The 16,943-nt window shown below is 36.5% G+C and carries 17 protein-coding genes; 2 read left to right on the top strand and 15 right to left on the bottom strand.

The annotated features are described in order from the left end of the window. Positions 1-35 precede the first annotated feature (35 nt). Positions 36-2,573 (top strand): transglycosylase domain-containing protein, encoded by a 2,538-nt coding sequence (locus tag QUE18_RS03990; protein WP_009204166.1) that lies wholly within the window; start codon positions 36-38, stop codon positions 2,571-2,573. Positions 2,574-2,657: 84 nt separating this feature from the next. On the opposite strand, the gene spoVAE is transcribed toward QUE18_RS03990, so the two are convergent. The 6 genes from spoVAE to QUE18_RS03960 all read right to left on the bottom strand — a co-directional run bounded on the left by spoVAE (position 2,658) and on the right by QUE18_RS03960 (position 5,673). After that, a complete protein-coding gene (gene spoVAE / locus QUE18_RS03985; RefSeq protein WP_008392146.1) occupies positions 2,658-3,014 on the bottom strand; it encodes a stage V sporulation protein AE in 357 nt (118 codons plus the stop codon). A 2-nt stretch (positions 3,015-3,016) separates the two neighbouring features. Next, entirely contained in the window at positions 3,017-4,030 is a 1,014-nt protein-coding gene (locus tag QUE18_RS03980; RefSeq protein WP_009204167.1) for a stage V sporulation protein AD, read from the bottom strand. After that, on the bottom strand, positions 4,027-4,500 hold the full coding sequence (gene spoVAC / locus QUE18_RS03975; protein WP_008392144.1) for a stage V sporulation protein AC: 474 nt from the start codon (positions 4,498-4,500) through the stop codon (positions 4,027-4,029). The genes QUE18_RS03980 and spoVAC overlap by 4 nt, the downstream gene beginning before the upstream one ends. A 12-nt stretch (positions 4,501-4,512) precedes the next feature. Continuing rightward, positions 4,513-4,836 carry a stage V sporulation protein AB gene (locus tag QUE18_RS03970; RefSeq protein ID WP_286259201.1) on the bottom strand — a complete coding sequence of 108 codons (324 nt, stop codon included), beginning with the start codon at positions 4,834-4,836 and terminating at the stop codon, positions 4,513-4,515. An 80-nt stretch (positions 4,837-4,916) separates the two neighbouring features. Further along, positions 4,917-5,540: a stage V sporulation protein AA gene (locus QUE18_RS03965; protein WP_207641998.1), complete on the bottom strand. Its 624-nt coding sequence runs from the start codon at positions 5,538-5,540 to the stop codon at positions 4,917-4,919. Further along, positions 5,485-5,673, bottom strand: a complete 189-nt coding sequence (locus tag QUE18_RS03960; protein ID WP_022091448.1) for a hypothetical protein — start codon at positions 5,671-5,673, stop codon at positions 5,485-5,487. Before QUE18_RS03960 ends, QUE18_RS03965 begins: the two co-directional genes overlap by 56 nt. A gap of 122 nt (positions 5,674-5,795) precedes the next feature. Between QUE18_RS03960 and QUE18_RS03955 the strand changes: the two genes are divergently transcribed. Continuing rightward, complete coding sequence (locus QUE18_RS03955) at positions 5,796-6,329, top strand: DUF4364 family protein (protein WP_008392139.1); 534 nt, start codon at positions 5,796-5,798, stop codon at positions 6,327-6,329. On the opposite strand, the gene yihA is transcribed toward QUE18_RS03955, so the two are convergent. The 9 genes from yihA to QUE18_RS03910 all read right to left on the bottom strand — a co-directional run bounded on the left by yihA (position 6,330) and on the right by QUE18_RS03910 (position 16,942). Continuing rightward, complete coding sequence (gene yihA / locus QUE18_RS03950) at positions 6,330-6,932, bottom strand: ribosome biogenesis GTP-binding protein YihA/YsxC (protein WP_009264492.1); 603 nt, start codon at positions 6,930-6,932, stop codon at positions 6,330-6,332. It abuts the gene before it with no gap. Positions 6,933-6,989: 57 nt separating this feature from the next. After that, a complete protein-coding gene (locus tag QUE18_RS03945) occupies positions 6,990-7,760 on the bottom strand; it encodes a polysaccharide deacetylase family protein (protein WP_009204170.1) in 771 nt (256 codons plus the stop codon). A 172-nt stretch (positions 7,761-7,932) separates the two neighbouring features. Then, entirely contained in the window at positions 7,933-10,050 is a 2,118-nt protein-coding gene (locus tag QUE18_RS03940; protein ID WP_008392136.1) for a glutamine synthetase III family protein, read from the bottom strand. Between the two features lie 199 nt (positions 10,051-10,249). Continuing rightward, positions 10,250-12,055: a PQQ-binding-like beta-propeller repeat protein gene (locus QUE18_RS03935; protein WP_242852741.1), complete on the bottom strand. Its 1,806-nt coding sequence runs from the start codon at positions 12,053-12,055 to the stop codon at positions 10,250-10,252. A gap of 20 nt (positions 12,056-12,075) precedes the next feature. Next, a complete protein-coding gene (locus QUE18_RS03930) occupies positions 12,076-12,708 on the bottom strand; it encodes an ECF transporter S component (protein ID WP_009204172.1) in 633 nt (210 codons plus the stop codon). Then, complete coding sequence (locus QUE18_RS03925; protein WP_009204173.1) at positions 12,702-14,255, bottom strand: ABC transporter ATP-binding protein; 1,554 nt, start codon at positions 14,253-14,255, stop codon at positions 12,702-12,704. The genes QUE18_RS03930 and QUE18_RS03925 overlap by 7 nt, the downstream gene beginning before the upstream one ends. Next, entirely contained in the window at positions 14,242-15,078 is an 837-nt protein-coding gene (locus QUE18_RS03920) for an energy-coupling factor transporter transmembrane component T (RefSeq protein WP_009204174.1), read from the bottom strand. The genes QUE18_RS03925 and QUE18_RS03920 overlap by 14 nt, the downstream gene beginning before the upstream one ends. Continuing rightward, positions 15,079-15,843 (bottom strand): DUF4430 domain-containing protein, encoded by a 765-nt coding sequence (locus QUE18_RS03915; protein ID WP_242852498.1) that lies wholly within the window; start codon positions 15,841-15,843, stop codon positions 15,079-15,081. 325 nt (positions 15,844-16,168) lie between these two features. Then, a complete protein-coding gene (locus QUE18_RS03910; protein WP_009204176.1) occupies positions 16,169-16,942 on the bottom strand; it encodes a polysaccharide deacetylase family protein in 774 nt (257 codons plus the stop codon). Position 16,943: the final 1 nt, after the last annotated feature.

The raw sequence follows: 16,943 nt of genomic DNA, 5'->3' as shown, positions 1-16,943 counted from the left end.
TTTTATTTGGTATAATACATAACAGGAGGTTTTTTATGAAATATACCAAACAAAACATTCAGAAAAAGAGACAGATCTTATCTTCAGAAAAAATTCGTAGAAATTCTAATATTTCTCTCTTTCTTTTTAAATATGCTTTTATCATCTCCATTGCCTTGATCGTTACTGGGCTCGGCCTCGGGGTTGGTTTCGTACGTGGGATTTTAAAAACAACCCCACAGATTACAAAAGATTCCGTCCATTCCAAAGGATATATCACAACTATTTATGATAACAAAGGATCAACGATCAAAACACTTTCAAACCATGATTCCAACAGGATCTACACTCCTCTTTCTTCCGTTCCAAAGAATCTTCAGCATGCTTTTATTGCGATTGAAGATGAACGTTATTACAGCCATAATGGAATTGATCTGTATGGAATTATTCGAGCAACCTTCCTTGGTATCAGAAACCAATCTCTAAGCCAAGGGGGAAGTACTATCACGCAACAGTTGATCAAGAACAATGTACTTGGAATTCAGCCGGAAAAAACCACAATGGAACGTCTGGAACGAAAGATCAAAGAACAATCTCTTGCTCTTGAACTAGAAAAGATTGCTTCTAAGCAATATATCTTAGAAGAATATCTAAATGCGATCAATCTTGGAGAAGGAACACTTGGTGTTCAGACAGCATCACAAAAATATTTTAATAAAGATGTTTCTGAACTCACATTGTCCGAATGTGCTGTACTTGCAAGTATTACTAAGAATCCGACACGTTTAAATCCTGTAACCCATCCGGAAAACAACGTTTCCAGAAGATCACTTGTTTTACAAAATATGTTAGAGCAACATTATATCACAAAAAAAGAATATCGAGAAGCACTTAGTGATGATGTATACACAAGAATTCAAAAAAATGCTGCTGCTGCACCTGCAAAAAAAACAACAAATTCTTATTTTGAGGACGCATTAATCCTTCAAGTTGTAAAAGATTTAAAAAAACAACTGGGGTATGACGAAACAAAAGCTTATAATGCTATTTACAGTGGCGGATTGAAAATATACTCTACTCAGGATCAACAGATCCAGAAGATTGCGGATAGCGTCACAAACGATACTTCAAACTATCCAAAAGCCACAAAAATCGCGCTTTCTTATTCTTTATCTGCAAAAACTGTTTCAGGAAAAGACGTTGTTTATTCTGATCACAATCTGCTTGATTATATGAGAAAAAATAACCTTGGAAATCAGTTGATTTTTACAGATGAAGCAAGTGCAAAGACAGTTGTTACAAAGTTTAAACAATATATTTTATCAAAAGGTGAAACCATTACAAATGAATCTTTCCAAACAACGATCCAGCCTCAGATATCCATGACGATCATGAATCAATCTAACGGAACTGTAGAAGCCTTAGTTGGTGGACGTGGAAATAAGACTTCCGATCTTTCCTTGAATCGTGCTACTGGTACTACAAGACAACCCGGTTCTACTTTTAAGATTCTTTCTGCATTTTTACCTGCACTTGACAAGAATCATATGACACTTGCAACCGTATATGAGGATGCTCCTTATAACTATATTGACACTAACAGACCAGTACGCAACTATTACAAAGGTTATAAAGGTTATTCAACGATCCGCGAAGCGATCACAAACTCCATGAACGTTGTTTCGGCCAAAACCATTGCTGACGTTACACCTAAGACTTCGTTTGAATATTTGATGAATCTTGGTTTTTCCACTTTGGTGTCTAATGAGACAACTTCAAATGGAAATGTATATACCGATATTACCCAGTCCTTATCTCTTGGTGGCCTGACTTATGGTGTTACAAATATGGAATTGACTTCTGCATATGCTTCCATTGCAAATGGCGGAACCTACCAGAAACCTGTTTTATACACAAAAGTCGTAGATCATAATGGTAATATTCTTCTTTCTAATACTCAGAAAGGTAAGCGTGTCATGAAAGAAAGTACTGCTTTCCTTTTAACCGACGCTATGAAAGACGTTATTACAAAAGGAACTGGAAAATCAGCAAAACTTTCTTCATCTATGGCTGTCGCAGGAAAATCAGGAACTACTTCAAACAGTTACGATTACTGGTTCAGCGGTTATACTCCTTATCATACAGCTTCTGTCTGGATGGGCTATGACAAGAATACAAATTTTGCTTCTGATAACACTCATAAAAAAATATGGGCAAAGGTTATGAATGAAATCATAAAAACAAAACAAGAACAAACTACAGATTTTAAAAAACCATCTGACATTGTAAAAGCAAAAGTCTGCAAAGAGTCTGGAAAACTTGCTATTAAAGGGGTTTGTGATCACGATCCAAGAGGCAGCCGTGTGATCACAGAATATTTTGAAAAAGGAACCGTTCCTACCCAGACCTGTGATATCCACGTTGCAGTTGAAGTATGTAAAACAAGCGATAAACTCGCCACAAAGAATTGTCCTGCAAACAAAAAACAAAGAAAAATTTACATTGTCCGCAAAAAGGGCAGTCATGGAAAAACAGCAGACACTCCTTATCTGCTTCCAAAAAAATATCAATCTGTTTTCTGCAAGAAACATTAACCGTTGATCTTCTATATTTTTATATTAAAAAGGGATTCTCTCAAATCAGAATCCCTTTTTTCTCTTTATTTCATACTCCTGCCTTTATTTTTTGATCTTCGGCTGAAAGATCAAAGATGCCAGATAAGAAAAGATCAATGCTGCTGATGTTCCGACTGCTGCTGCCGTGAATCCTCCTTCGAATAACCCTAGAAACCCATGATTGTCAACTGCCTCTTTCATTCCTTTCCATAAACTGAATCCAAAACCAGACAACGGAACGGTCGCACCACATCCTCCAAACGCTTCGATTCTTTTATAAATCCCCAGTGCCCCAAGAATAACACCTGCAATAACTAAGAGTACCATGATCCTTCCCGGCTGTAATGTCGTATGATCCATCAATATTTGCACCAGGATACAAATAATGCCTCCTACTAAAAACGCCCTGATATATTCCATTATTATCTTACTCCTTCCAGAAAGATCGCATGTGCGATCCCTGCAACATTTTCACCTTCATTAAAACTTGTCTTTGACATTAATGCTCCTGTTGGCACAAACAATACTTTCTTCCACGTTCCATCAATGAGCTTCGGTATGATCATCGATGCAAGAACCACTGCACTACAGGCACAGCCAGAGCCCCCAGAATGAGTATCCTGTGTCTCATTCTCATAGATTTCAATTCCACAATCCCCATGAACTTTCGAAAGATCATATCCATTTTCACGAAGCAAATGCAACAAAATCTTCTTGCCAACTTCTCCAAGATCTCCTGTATATACTGCATCATAATCTTCAGGCTTCGACCCAAAATCCACAAAATGCTGATAGATTACTTCTGCCGCTGCTGGCGCCATGCAAGCCCCCATATTCATCGGATCTTCCATCCCATAATCAACGATCTTTCCTGTTGTGATCCCTTGAATCTTTACAGGACCAATTTCTTTTGACACAATAAAACCTCCAGATCCTGTCACAGTCCATGTCGCAGATAATGGTCTCTGATTTCCATATTCTAACGGAAAACGGAACTGTTTTTCAGCACTTCCGATATGACTGGAAGCAATTGCAAGTGAATGCTTTGCAAACCCTCCTGCAACGCTCATCGCTGCCAGAGACATCGCTTCTCCTACCGTTGAACATGCTCCAAAAAGTCCAAACAACGGTATCCCTAGTTCTTTCATTCCAGAAAACGTTGCTGTATTCTGTTCCAAAAGATCACCCGCAAACGCGTAACGGATATCCTTCTTATGAAGATCAGCTTTACTGATCGCAAGCATTGCTGCCTGTCTCATAAAACGGCCTTCTGCCAATTCCCAGCTTTCTTGTCCAAAGTATGGATCTTCAATGATCTGATCGATCAGATTTCCCAGAGGACCTTCCCCTTCTTTCTTCCCTGCAACTGATGCCCAGCCTTTTAAGTACGGCGCATTCTCAAACTTTAGACTCTGCATACCACAAATCGATGTCATAGAAACCACCCCCATTGCTTTGTGAATAAATAAATCAATCCAGTAACAAATGATGAGAAGATTCCATATAAGATCACTGGTCCTGCAATCGTAAAAATCTTAACGCCAATACCAAAAACCTGTCCTTCTTTCTGATATTCGATTGCAGCTGAAGCCACTGAATTTGCGAATCCCGTAATCGGCACAAGCCCACCTGCACCGCCAAATTTTGTAATTTTTCCATAGAAATTAAATCCTGTTAATAAGACACTTAGTAAGATCAATTCAATTGTCACATATAATAATGAATCTTTCTTGGAGAGATTCAAATATTTCATCATTAACTGCTTCATAACTTCACCAAGAACACAAAATGTCCCACCCGTTACAAACGCTTTTGTGCAATTTAACAAACTATTATGTTTTGGTGTAAGATTTTTCACGATCTGTTGATATTCTTCTTTGCTTGGTTCTTTTTTCACTTGTATCACCCTTTCTTCATTTTATGAAAATATATAAAAATAAAGCCAACATCCTAGCATTTTTCCAAATGCGATCCCATAGATTACATATGGAATCCCTGATCTCAAATTTAATCTTCTTGAAAAGATTGGAAGACTTTTGATCGTTTCTGCCAAAGCTCCGATCATACATCCCACAAAGATTCCTCCAAACAATCCATACAGTACAAGAAGCGGGTATCCAGCTTTGATCTGCCATCGATAAAGAAAGACCAATGTCCCAAGAATCCCTCCAAGTGCCACAAAACTTTCATACATTCTGGCGTTTTTCATACTCTTCGTCAATCCTGCTAATCTCGGGATCACACCTAACATACTCAAAAATGCCAGAAAAACTGGCTGCGATCAAGCCGCCTGCACACAATCCGTAAAAGATCAGAAAGAAACTACGAATCCACATCTGCTTCTTCCCCTTTCCGCCCTGCATTGATCATCAATGTATCATTCACATCTCTCTCGTAAAGCCTCATCTGTACTTCAAATGGTGTTGGATCATCATTTAACTTGATCTTACCTGCATGATCAAAAAATAGAATGATCCCAATCGCCAATCCTACTGCATAAGAAATATGAAGAATATTTGGACCATCTGGTGCCTGTCCCATGATCATTTCATAAACGTTATAAAACAATTCTTCGATCCCAACATCCGTGTTATATGTCATAATTGAAAAACTTGCACCAAAAAATGCGACTAAAATTACAAAGACTATCTTTCCATAATGAAAAATCTTTGATTCTTCCTGTTTTCTCTTGTAATATACAATAAAATCTTCGGCACCTAAATTGATCACATCTAATGTCTTATCCACCTGTTTTATCACTTCAACTAACATCAAAACAGAAAAACATTTTCTCTGATCATGATCTCCTATAAAATGATAAACACTTTGATTCTTTATTTTCTGTTCCAAATCCTTGTCGGTGCAGTACAGGGACATGATATCCTTTATTTTAATCTCTGGATGCACAAGACATACACTTTCTTGCGCTTTGATATAAACATTCACTTTGATATCCTCCTTCTCTTACAAATGCACCTTTCACTTCTTCCTTGTTATCTTTGGATACTAAGACACAAAACGCTGCGATCACAAAAATGATCAGTCCTGCACATAGGATCCACTGGTACTTTCTTTTCATTCTTATCACCTCAGCGTTATTATCTGTCATTTTTAACTTTTCATTCATAAGTTGCAAGAAAAATCATGTGGTGTTATAATTTTTCATAGTGACTTTTATCGATAAATCAAAGGAGATCAGCCATGGAACAAGAACAATTAACACTTTATAAGCTTATGATTTTATATTTAATTGAGAAGGTAGATTTCCCTTTGAGCAATTCACAGATTTCTGAATTTATCCTTGATAAGGGATATACCAATTATTTTACTGTTCAGAGAGCTTTTCATGAGTTAGAGGAAGAAAATATGCTCAGAGTCAAGCAGATTCGTAATATGAGCCACTACGCGCTCAGTGACGAGGGATCTGAAGCAATTGAGATGTTTGAATACCAGATTCCAAACTCTATCAAAGAAGATATCGCTCAGTTTTTAAAAGAAAAAGAATATGAGCTTCGTAAGGAAGCCAGTGTGACTGCTGATTTTTATCCATCCAAAGGAGACGAATATACCGTAAATCTTAAGATCAGAGAAAAAGAAAACCTGCTCCTTGAGATCAACTTAAATGTTGTCTCAAGAGACCAGGCAGTTTACATATGTGACCATTGGGAGAAAAAACACTCCGATGTCTATTCTATGCTAATTGAAAAATTGTTATTTGACGAGCCGAATAAATAATTATTCGGCTTCTTCTTGTTGAAGCACCATTGACTCAATGAAATCCCAGATCTCATCTCTTCCCTGTTTTGATAATGCTGAGAATGGGAAAATTGGTGTTTCCTTATCCATCTGAAGCTCTGTGCGGATCTCTTTTAAATGTTTTGGCACCTGGCTTCTCTTCAGCTTGTCAAGCTTTGTTGCAATGATCACTGGACGATATCCATTGTGAAGAATCCAGTCATACATCATAACATCGTTCTTTGATGGCTTATGTCTGATATCGATTAGTAAAAAGACCATTTTTAGCTGTTTTGATGTCTGCAAGTAATTTTCGATCATGTGTCCCCATTTTTCCTTGACGGATTGTGTTACTTTCGCAAATCCATATCCTGGAAGGTCTACATAATAAAGTTCTTCGTTAATATTATAATAATTGATCGTCTGTGTCTTTCCAGGCTGTGCTGAAATTCTCGCGTAAGATTTGCGGTTCATCAGTGCATTGATCAGTGATGATTTTCCTACATTTGATTTTCCAGCAAATGCCACTTCTGGCAATGTATTGTCTGGTAATTTACTTGTGATCCCACAGACGGTTTCTAAATTTACACTTTTTATGATCATGTCATTCTCCTCACGTAAAATAAATCCTTTACCGAACATATTCTACGTGAAAGCCCATTATTTGTCAATGGATACATGATGGATCGGCTTAGTATTTTTAGTGATCGGAAGGATCTGATACCCTTCTTTTTTCAATGTTTTGATCAGCGGATCTAATGCTTTCACTGTATTTGTTGTCTCATGAAGATCATGCATTAATACAATACTTGTTTTCTGTCTCCTGACATCCTTTAAAATCTTCTTGTTTAACTGCTGAGGACTTTGTTCAAAATTAAGCGCATCTTCATTCAATGCATTCCAGTCAAAATAAAGTAATCCCTTTTCGTTCACATACCGGATATACGGTTTTATATTTTTTGCGCAATGATTACTGCTGCCACCCGGAAACCGGTAAATATATGGCTTTACATCTGTTAGCTCATATAAATATTTCTGTAGTTTCATAAGGTCTTTCGAAAATGCACCTACATTCGCATAAATCTGATCATAATTATGACTGTAGGAATGCATTGCCAATGTATGACCTTCTAACACGATTCTTTGATACATTTTCTTGGCATGTTCCGTTTCTTTTCCTACGACAAAGAATGTCGCCTTCACCTTATGTTTCTTTAGAATATCAAGAATCTGTGCCGTATGATCGGATGGTCCGTCATCAAAGGTTAAATAAACTTTCTTTTGATTCAAATTACTGTTGGTTAAAAAGCCACTTTCCCCTTCACCCTGACTTGCAATCTGAAACCAGTATGTCTTTGTTTCCTTCCCTTGTGCCAGAAATGTGAACAGAAGAATCCCTATGATCATATATGCAAAAAATTTCTTTTTCATATTCTTCCTCTTTTCTAATTTTGTAAGATATTCTTTTTCTTTAGAATATGAAATTTCAAAAAATATATTCTGGAATATTTTTCAAACAATAGTTGATACACAAAAAGAAAGCAACAGATTTCTCTGCTGCTTTCTCTTTGTGTATTAAGAAGTTTTACAAACTATGTAATTATTATACTTCGAAAATCAGATCTCCGTAACTTGGCATTGGCCAGTCTTCTTTTGCTACTAACATTTCCAGTTTGTCTGCTGGTTCACGTACGGCACTCATATCTGTGAAAATCGTATCATGATAGCAGCGAGCCTGAGCTTCACTTTCTAATGCCTGAGCTTCTGGAATATCAGCTTCTAACTTGTTGATCGCAGCAAACAGATCTTTTAAGTTTGCTGTGATATCTTCTAACAATTTTTCCTGTACAGAGCTGTCAACACCAACTGTCTTTAATTCAGCAACGCCATTTGCAAGTTTTCTCTGGTATTTCATAACTGCTGGAACAATCTGTTTCTTAGCGATATCTAATGTTGCAAGTCCTTCAATGTTAATTGTATTAGAATACTGTTCATATAATACTTCAACACGAGACTCTAATTCTTCTTTTGTGTATACTCCAAATTTCTCAAACATCTTAACTGCTTTATCTGTTGTTAATGTTGGGATTGCATCTACCATGCTGTGTAAGTTTGGAAGTCCTCTTCTCTCAGCTTCAGCTACCCATTCGTCAGAATATCCGTTACCATTAAAGATAACTCTCTGATGCTGTGTTAATAATTCTTTTGTGATCTCGTGAGCTTCCATAGCTACTGCTTCAACTCCGCCTTCTACTTTCTCTAATCTGTCACATACATCTGCAAAGACATCTGCTACGATTGTATTTAATACAACGTTTGGATCAGAGATAGACTGTGTAGAACCTACCATACGGAATTCGAATTTGTTTCCTGTAAATGCGAATGGTGATGTTCTGTTACGGTCTGTTGCATCTTTCTCAAATGCTGGTAATGAATGAACACCAGATGCTAATTTGTCTCCATGTTTGGATTCTGTCGCCTCACCTCTTGTTACAAGCTGTTTTACAACATCTTCTAACTGATCTCCAAGAAAGATAGAGATGATTGCTGGAGGTGCCTCATTAGCTCCTAATCTGTGGTCATTTCCTGGTGTGGAAGCTGACATACGAAGTAAATCTGCATGTTTATCCACTGCTGCAATAATAGATGCTAAAATCAGTAAGAACTGCTGGTTTTCATGAGGAGTTTTTCCTGGATCTAACAGGTTCTTTCCTTCATTTGTTACCATAGACCAGTTGTTATGTTTTCCTGATCCATTAATTCCTGCAAATGGTTTCTCATGAAGTAAGCATTTTAATCCATGACGTCTTGCTACACGTCTCATTGTTTCCATTAATAACTGGTTGTGGTCTGTTGCCACGTTGTTTGAGTTATAGATTGGTGCTAATTCGTGCTGTGCTGGAGCTACTTCGTTATGTTCTGTCTTCGCACTGATTCCAAGTTTCCATGCTTCGATATTTAAATCTTTCATGAATCCTTCGATTCTTGGTTTGATGATTCCAAAGTAATGGTCATCCATTTCCTGACCTTTTGGAGGCATTGCTCCGAATAATGTACGTCCAGTGAAGATCAAGTCTTTTCTCTGTTTATATTTTTCTTCATCAACTAAGAAATATTCCTGTTCTGGTCCAACGGATGTGCTAACACGTTTCACATTCTTATTTCCTAATACATTTAATAATCTTGTTGTCTGGATATCTAATGCCTGCATAGAACGAAGAAGTGGTGTCTTCTTGTCTAATGCTTCACCTTTGTATGAACAGAATGCTGTTGGAATACATAAGATACAAGCATTATCTGTTTCTTTGATGAATGCTGGTGATGTACAATCCCATGCTGTATATCCTCTTGCTTCAAATGTTGCTCTTAATCCACCAGATGGGAATGAAGATGCATCTGGTTCACCTTTGATCAGTTCTTTTCCTGAGAACTCAAGTAAAACTTTACCATCGTCTGTTGGGTTAATGAAAGCGTCATGTTTCTCTGCTGTCACACCTGTTAATGGCTGGAACCAGTGAGTATAATGTGTAGCACCCTTTTCAATAGCCCATTCTTTCATCTCATTCGCAACTACGTCTGCAATTGCTGGATTTAATTCTGTTCCTTCTTCGATTGTCTTTTTCAGATCTTTGTAAACGGCCTTTGGAAGACGTGCTTTCATAACACTGTCGTTAAATACGTGGGATCCGAAGATTTCTGATACATTGATTTTTTCCTTCATAGAGTTCTTCCTTTCTTCTCTTACATTTGAAGCATAATCTATATATTTTTCTTCTATTATCTAACTGATAGTAGAAAAAAAGGGGCGACAAACAATATGAAACTAATTGTTTGACGCCCTTGTCAGTAACTTCACTGGTTATAGGATACAATGATTCTTTTTGAAAATCAAGCCCTTTTTTGTATTTTATCCAGTACTTCTATTTGATCACTACAGAAACTGTTTTTCCGTTTACCTTATTGATTCCTTTTAAGCGGAATTTGTAAGTTGTTCCTACTTTGGCTTTTTTCTTTGTATATGTGATCGTTCCGCCTTTGGTTGTTGTTTTTACTGTCTTATATGCTGCTTTTCCTGCTTTCATCTGCACTTTGTAGCTTGCATATCCTGTGACATTTTTAAATGTTACTTTAACTGTCTTGCTTCCGAATTTGGCTTTGGCTGCATAGGCTTTAAAATATTTCTTTTTGTTTTTCTTTGTTAGTTTGTATGGTTTTACTTTAAATTTGTAGGATGAGTCTTTGTTGACTTTGATCGTCTTTGATGTTTTCTTTCCTACGGTTGTTACTTTTTTGTATTTACCTTTTCCTGCTTTGGCGTAAATGACATAGCCTTTGGCGGATTTTTTCTTTTTCCATGTCAGTTTTACGCTTCTTGTACTTTTTACTGTTTTTGTGACTGGTTTTACTGTGATTACATCTGATTTTTTTGTATCTTCAACTTTTTTGCCTACTGACATAATATATTTAGAATCATTTGCAAAATAAATTGTACCATCTTCATCAACCACTACATCACTCATACATCCTGTATTCTTTATGTCCCCAGTTGGTTCATAAACTGTTTCCAATGTTGCTGATGTTGCATCTTTTGAATCTTCAATTGCATAAATTCCACCTGGTTCATCATTAATTGTGAAATATACACGCACAGAATTTTCCCCTGTTTTTACAATTGTTGGTTCACACTGAGAATAATTAGATAATTCTACTGTATAATTTACTTTATACTTATCAGAACTTACATCTGCAACTGCCATATATCCTTTATCTTGAAATGCTTTTCCTTTTGATCCAGATACATAAACTTTTCCATTATATACTTCTGGTGTAGTTGAGGAATATCCTGTTTCATATAATCTGACTTTTTTCTCATCTTTTAATTTTCCATCAGCTGATACTTTGATACCGTACAGATCATTTGTTCCTGCTACAAAATAAATTGTTCCTGTCATTTCATCATAAGTGATATTACCAGAAAAAGCTTCTCCAATATCCTTTGTATCTGTAACTTTATCATTTGTTGTATCGATCATTGTTAAAGTTCCTGCTGTATCAGAAATAACAATGTATTTTCCAAGAACTACACCTTTTTTCAAATAAAATTTTCCTGTTTTAGATTCTACTACTTTTTTCATTGTTTTTTCTTCATCAGGTTTTGTTTTATCATCATCTGATGTCGTTACAACATAATAAGAAAATGGTGCACCATTATCATACCAATCTGTTGTCTTGGCTGTTGTCCCAAAATATAATTTTCCATTTGTAAATACGAAATCAGAGTTAATTGCATTCTTATTTTCATCTGTAATCCATAAAGATTCTAATGTGTTCTCATCAAATGCCTGTACACGACCATTGTCGTATCCTACATAAACCTTACCATCTCCATATCCAATACTGCTGACATATCCCTGAATATAAGATTCATCACAATATTTCTGTTCTTTTAAAATTGTTCCATCTTTCTTATCAATTTTCATGATACGATGTTTTGCATCATCTGCTACATAAAGGTAGTTTCCAACCAACTTGATCTTAGATACTGTGTTATTTGCATATGTTTTCTCATCAAATGGTTCTCCAACTTTCTTTGCCCACTTAAGCACCGCCTCACTACTACTCTTCGCTGGCTGCACATCCGTCACTGCTGCTTTTGCACTAACCCCTGATGTCATCAGCACGACAACAGACAATGCCACTGCCGCTACACGTTTCATCGTTCTCATAAATTCCTCCTTGTTATGTCTCATTGATTGATTAGTTTCCTGACTTCTTCATCTTTGAAGAAACCATATTTATATTTAACCCTGTTTAGTTTCTTCACAAAAACAGGTGTTAAAATCCATAAAAATATCACATTCGATACGCAGTATTCAATCGTCACTGGAACCGAAGTTCCTAATACTGCCACATACCGCATCCACTGAAATCCATCTTCTGCTGCCAGAAGTGTCCAGATATCCATCACAAAAGAATATGAAATTCCTGAAAGAATCCCAAAAATCGTTAACAGTATCTTACTGTTTTCCAACCATTTTCTCTGATTTAAAATTCCTGAGATCCATCCGATCATTCCCCATGCAAGCATCTGAAATGGAGTCCATGGTCCTTGTCCAAAAAAGAAGTTCGATACCACAGCACTTAAAGATCCACATAAAAAGCCAGATTCTCTTCCAAATGCCATACCACAGATGATCACCATTGCACTAACTGGTTTAAATCCTGGTGAAAATGCAAATAACATTCTGGATGCAACCGTCAATGCGATCATCACCGCAAGCACGACACTTTCTCTTGTCTGTGGTTTCTTCTTTTCATATTTAAAATAGTATGGAATACATGATATACACACCATAAAAATGATCACCGCATTTAACATACGCTTACCACCTCCTGTGGCAGAATGATCACTTTCTCAAAATCTCTCGTAATCTTTGCACACTCTGTCGTATAGAAATAATTTTGTGCAAAAAACTTGGATGGCTCATCAATTCCCTCAATTTTCCCATCAAACATCATTCCAACGCGGTCAGCATACTCAGCACAAAATTCCAGATCATGCGATACGATAAATATCGTTTTTCCCTGATCTGTAAGTTTGCGTAAAAGGTCTCCAAACTTCCTGCTGTGTTCCCGATCCATTCCTTTGGTCGGCTCATCTAACAGCAAGATTTCTGGATCTGCAAGTAATACTTTGATCAACGCTGCCATCTGCTGCTGTCCTCCACTTAGATCATATGGATGTGACTTCTTTTCTCTCATTAGATCCGCCATTTCCAATAATTTATCGATTTTTACTTCTTTTTCTTTTCCCATCTCCAAAAGGTCTTCAAACAACTGATCTTTTACAAACAATAGTGTTGGATCTTGTGGCATATAGACGATTTTTTTCTTGCATTTTAATTTTCCATCAAATTTCATCTGCTTTACCATACAAGAAAGAAGCGTTGATTTTCCACTTCCATTTGCTCCGACAGCTGCAAAGATTTCACCTTCTTTAACTTCGACTGACAGATTCGAAAGAACATCCTTTCCTTTCTCATACCCTGCATATAAATGTGAAATTGAAAAAACTGTTTTTCCTTCAAAATGTGTTTTCTTTATCAACTGATATTCTTTTTTCCTGATCTGTTCCCTTGCTTCTTCCATCGAAAAGGTCAGTTCTATCTGAAATTTCTCTTCTAGCCGAAGAATCTGTGGTAGAGACTGTTCCAATGGATGATGTATTTTTTGAAGATGTCTTGCAACCTCTTTCGGATTTCCCTGTTCGATAACTTTTCCATCATCTAAGATCACACATTCATCTGACATTTCCATCACATCTTCCAAGTTATGCGATGTTAAAATAATCGTTAAACCAAATTCTTTATGTATTTTCTGAAGCATCACAAGAAAATCTTTCCTTGCCGCTGGGTCCAACTGTGCGGTTGGCTCATCTAAAATCAATACTTTCGGATGCATTGCCATAACTGCTGCCAGATTCACCAATTGTTTTTGTCCGCCAGATAGCTTGTCTGTATCTTCATGGTATATTTTCTGCAGATCAAAATAATTAACGATCTCGGCTACTGTTCGCTTCATCTGTTCATAAGGCATTCTGAGATTCTCAAGTCCAAATGCGATCTCATGCCATACGGTATCCATTACCATCTGGGCTGATGGATTCTGAAATAAATACCCAACTTCTTTTACAGACTGCAAGTCTTTCAATTGTTCTATTTCCTGCCCATCATATAAAACTTTTCCAGATCTTTTACCTTTGGGCAGCAGTTCTTTTTTTAAATGTCTTAACAACGTCGTCTTTCCACTGCCGCTTGGCCCTGCGATCAGAGTGATCTTTCCTTTTTTAATTTTTAATGATACTTGCTCTAGAGAATTTCTATCCGATAACATATATCGAAATGTTAAATTATTAATTTCGTACATCAAAATTCTCCTTCCACATGCATGGTAATAAAAACTGAAATGCCATCATAAACATCCACAACAGATCTCTCATCTGAAATGCTGGCATAATGATCATCGGATAAAAGAAAAATCTGGAATAATAGTGGATGTATGCCCAGAGGTTTAATATCATCAAAATCACAATCTCCACGATATGAATCCAGTCATTTCTCTCCCACCTAAATAAATGAAAATGCGTTCGTTTCCCAATTCCATAACCTCTTGCACTCATCGAATCCAACTGATCCATCGAAGACTCAAATGCCCATGTCGTTTCCATTGACACTGTATTCATGACACGCTGTACAGCCTGTTCTGATTTTAAGGATTTTCGTGTGTTTAAAATCTTCTTTGCATGGTTTTGATATCTTGGGATCAATCCAAATGCCATGGATGTTACGACACCAAGTTTAGGGAAGAATCTGCCTGATAAATAGATCCATTGCTCTTTCTTTATATATTGGTTAAAGATTGAAAAGACCAGTAAAAGATTTACTAATACACATCCGTAATGAATTCCATAAAGCAATGCTTCTTTCGTGATCCTTATGTGTGTGTCTGCATACAGGATTGTTCCTCCTCTTTGTACAAATAATGGATTCGTTACAGCCACGATCAAGATCAAAGCAATCAACGGAAAAAACTTTTTCAAACTCCGATTATGATAAAAGTACAATAGGCATAAACAGATCATCTGCACTCCTGTCATCCATGGATGTCTGCTAAATGGTGCCAGCAAAAACATTCCTGTAAAATAAGTAAATACAACGAACGGATGGGCTCTTTTTAATGCCTTGATCATCTACAGATCTCCTCTGACACAGGTATACAGCCATTCCACTTTATCCCCATCATGAAGCTTACATTTCCCTGCCATATAGTTTGGAAACTTACCATTGACACGGTACATCCATCCACTGTTTTTTCCACAATCAAATTCGTATAAACCGTCAATTCCTGCTACATATCCTTTAGAAACATCAATATCTACTCCTGTTCTTTTGAGAACATCCATCACGGTATCGCCTTCTTCAAACTCCATCTTCTTCTCATAAATTTTCCCGCCAGCTGGAACTTGGTAATTGGATTGCAATGCACTTTTATTAGAGAGAACTGTTTTACAGCTGATCAGAAATTCACAAGATTGTTCTTGTTTTGCTTCTGTTGTCTGATTCTCTGCCGTCTGTACTGTTGATTCATTTTTACTGGCTGTTGTTGTTTTTGTTGTTTCTTTTGTATTCTTTGTCTTTGTTGTCTTTTCTTTTGTTTTTTTCTTCTTTACTTTTTTCTTTTTAGCTGTTGTTGTGCTTGTCTCTTTCTTTTTTGCTGTACTGTTTTTTGTCTTTTTGCTGTTTTTCTTACTCTTCTGTGATTTCTTTTTATCTTTTTTCTTTTCGTTCTTCTCTTTTTTACTTATTGTCTTTGCTGCTTCTGTCTGCGTTGCATTCTCTTTTGCTGCCGTTGTTATCTGTGCCTGATCTTTTGTATCTTTTTTCTGTGCATTTGAACAGGCTGTCATCGATACTGCCATCAATGCAGAAATCAGCCATACCATATATTTTTTCATAAAAAATAGATCCTCCCACGTATACAGCATAAAAGGATCTACTCTGGCTTATTTACATAACAAAAAGACATGCATTCTTATTCATTTCTAAAAAGACTACATTTTATCATCTTATCTTTTGTCATTCTGGCACCATGAGGACGACTTCGTCGCTCGCAAAGTATATCCTTAGATCATGGCAAGTATTCCGGCTTAAGATCTGCATATACAGATTACCATGAAATTATGCGTTTCTTTTTATTATGTATTATTTGTTATTTGATTGTCAAGATTTTCGAGTGTTTTAATAGGATTTCGATGCTTGTTTCGATACCTCTTTGATATTTCATAGTTTCATCTGTTTCCCTGTTGGATCAATACGGTAATCTCTTCGATAGATTAATCTTGACACTGGTACAAACTCATATCCTTTTGCTTTGATATTTTTAATGATCTGTTTTAATGCCTGTTTGGTACATTTCGTTCCTGTATGCATCAGAATGATACTTCCAGGTGATAAATTTTTGTGTTCGCAAACTTTCTTAATTAACTGTTCTTTCGTTGGCTCTTGCCAGTCTAGGCTGTCTACGTTCCATTGGATCATATAATAGTTCATTTTTCTTGCATTCCTTACGACAGATTCGTTATAATCTCCATATGGTGCCCGGAAAAGATCTATTTTGATACCTAACAATCCTTGAATCTTCTGTGTCACTCCTTGAATTTCTTCCTGCTGCTGTTTGTCTGTTAATTTTGTCATGTATTTATGATGATCTCCATGACTTGCAATATCATGTCCTTCCTCATAGATTGTTTTGATATCAGCTGGATATTTGCTGATCCAGTCTCCACAGAAGAAAAAAGTTGCTTTTACATTTTCCTGTTTTAATATTTTGAGAATCTGTGGTATATCTTCATTCCCCCATGCAGTATCAAATGTCAGTGCTATTTGTTTTTTCTGCGTATCTACACAATAGATTGGAAGTTTTTCCTCTTGCATTTCACTCCAGACATAAATGTTGTTTTGTATAAATTCTCTGGCGGGCTGGATACTGTCACTATTTGTAAACCAGACTACTGTTAAGATCAGAAAGATCATGATCGTGATTTTTCGAAGCATT

The sequence above is a fragment of the Anaerostipes hadrus ATCC 29173 = JCM 17467 genome (assembly GCF_030296915.1).
In the GTDB taxonomy this organism is placed as follows: Bacteria; Bacillota; Clostridia; order Lachnospirales; family Lachnospiraceae; genus Anaerostipes; species Anaerostipes hadrus.
This window is presented reverse-complemented; position numbering and strand designations above follow the sequence as displayed.

What these genes read in the sequence shown, in the direction of transcription:
- QUE18_RS03930 (WP_009204172.1), bottom strand. Translation starts at nt 12,708, where the DNA reads ATGTTAAATGCGGTGATCATTTTTATGGTGTGTATATCATGTATTCCA.
- QUE18_RS03955 (WP_008392139.1), top strand. Translation starts at nt 5,796, where the DNA reads ATGGAACAAGAACAATTAACACTTTATAAGCTTATGATTTTATATTTA.
- QUE18_RS03945 (WP_009204170.1), bottom strand. Translation starts at nt 7,760, where the DNA reads ATGAAAAAGAAATTTTTTGCATATATGATCATAGGGATTCTTCTGTTC.
- QUE18_RS03910 (WP_009204176.1), bottom strand. Translation starts at nt 16,942, where the DNA reads ATGCTTCGAAAAATCACGATCATGATCTTTCTGATCTTAACAGTAGTC.
- QUE18_RS03990 (WP_009204166.1), top strand. Translation starts at nt 36, where the DNA reads ATGAAATATACCAAACAAAACATTCAGAAAAAGAGACAGATCTTATCT.
- spoVAE (WP_008392146.1), bottom strand. Translation starts at nt 3,014, where the DNA reads ATGGAATATATCAGGGCGTTTTTAGTAGGAGGCATTATTTGTATCCTG.
- QUE18_RS03960 (WP_022091448.1), bottom strand. Translation starts at nt 5,673, where the DNA reads ATGAAAAGAAAGTACCAGTGGATCCTATGTGCAGGACTGATCATTTTT.
- QUE18_RS03980 (WP_009204167.1), bottom strand. Translation starts at nt 4,030, where the DNA reads ATGACATCGATTTGTGGTATGCAGAGTCTAAAGTTTGAGAATGCGCCG.
- yihA (WP_009264492.1), bottom strand. Translation starts at nt 6,932, where the DNA reads ATGATCATAAAAAGTGTAAATTTAGAAACCGTCTGTGGGATCACAAGT.
- QUE18_RS03920 (WP_009204174.1), bottom strand. Translation starts at nt 15,078, where the DNA reads ATGATCAAGGCATTAAAAAGAGCCCATCCGTTCGTTGTATTTACTTAT.
- QUE18_RS03935 (WP_242852741.1), bottom strand. Translation starts at nt 12,055, where the DNA reads ATGAGAACGATGAAACGTGTAGCGGCAGTGGCATTGTCTGTTGTCGTG.
- QUE18_RS03915 (WP_242852498.1), bottom strand. Translation starts at nt 15,843, where the DNA reads ATGAAAAAATATATGGTATGGCTGATTTCTGCATTGATGGCAGTATCG.
- QUE18_RS03925 (WP_009204173.1), bottom strand. Translation starts at nt 14,255, where the DNA reads ATGTACGAAATTAATAATTTAACATTTCGATATATGTTATCGGATAGA.
- QUE18_RS03940 (WP_008392136.1), bottom strand. Translation starts at nt 10,050, where the DNA reads ATGAAGGAAAAAATCAATGTATCAGAAATCTTCGGATCCCACGTATTT.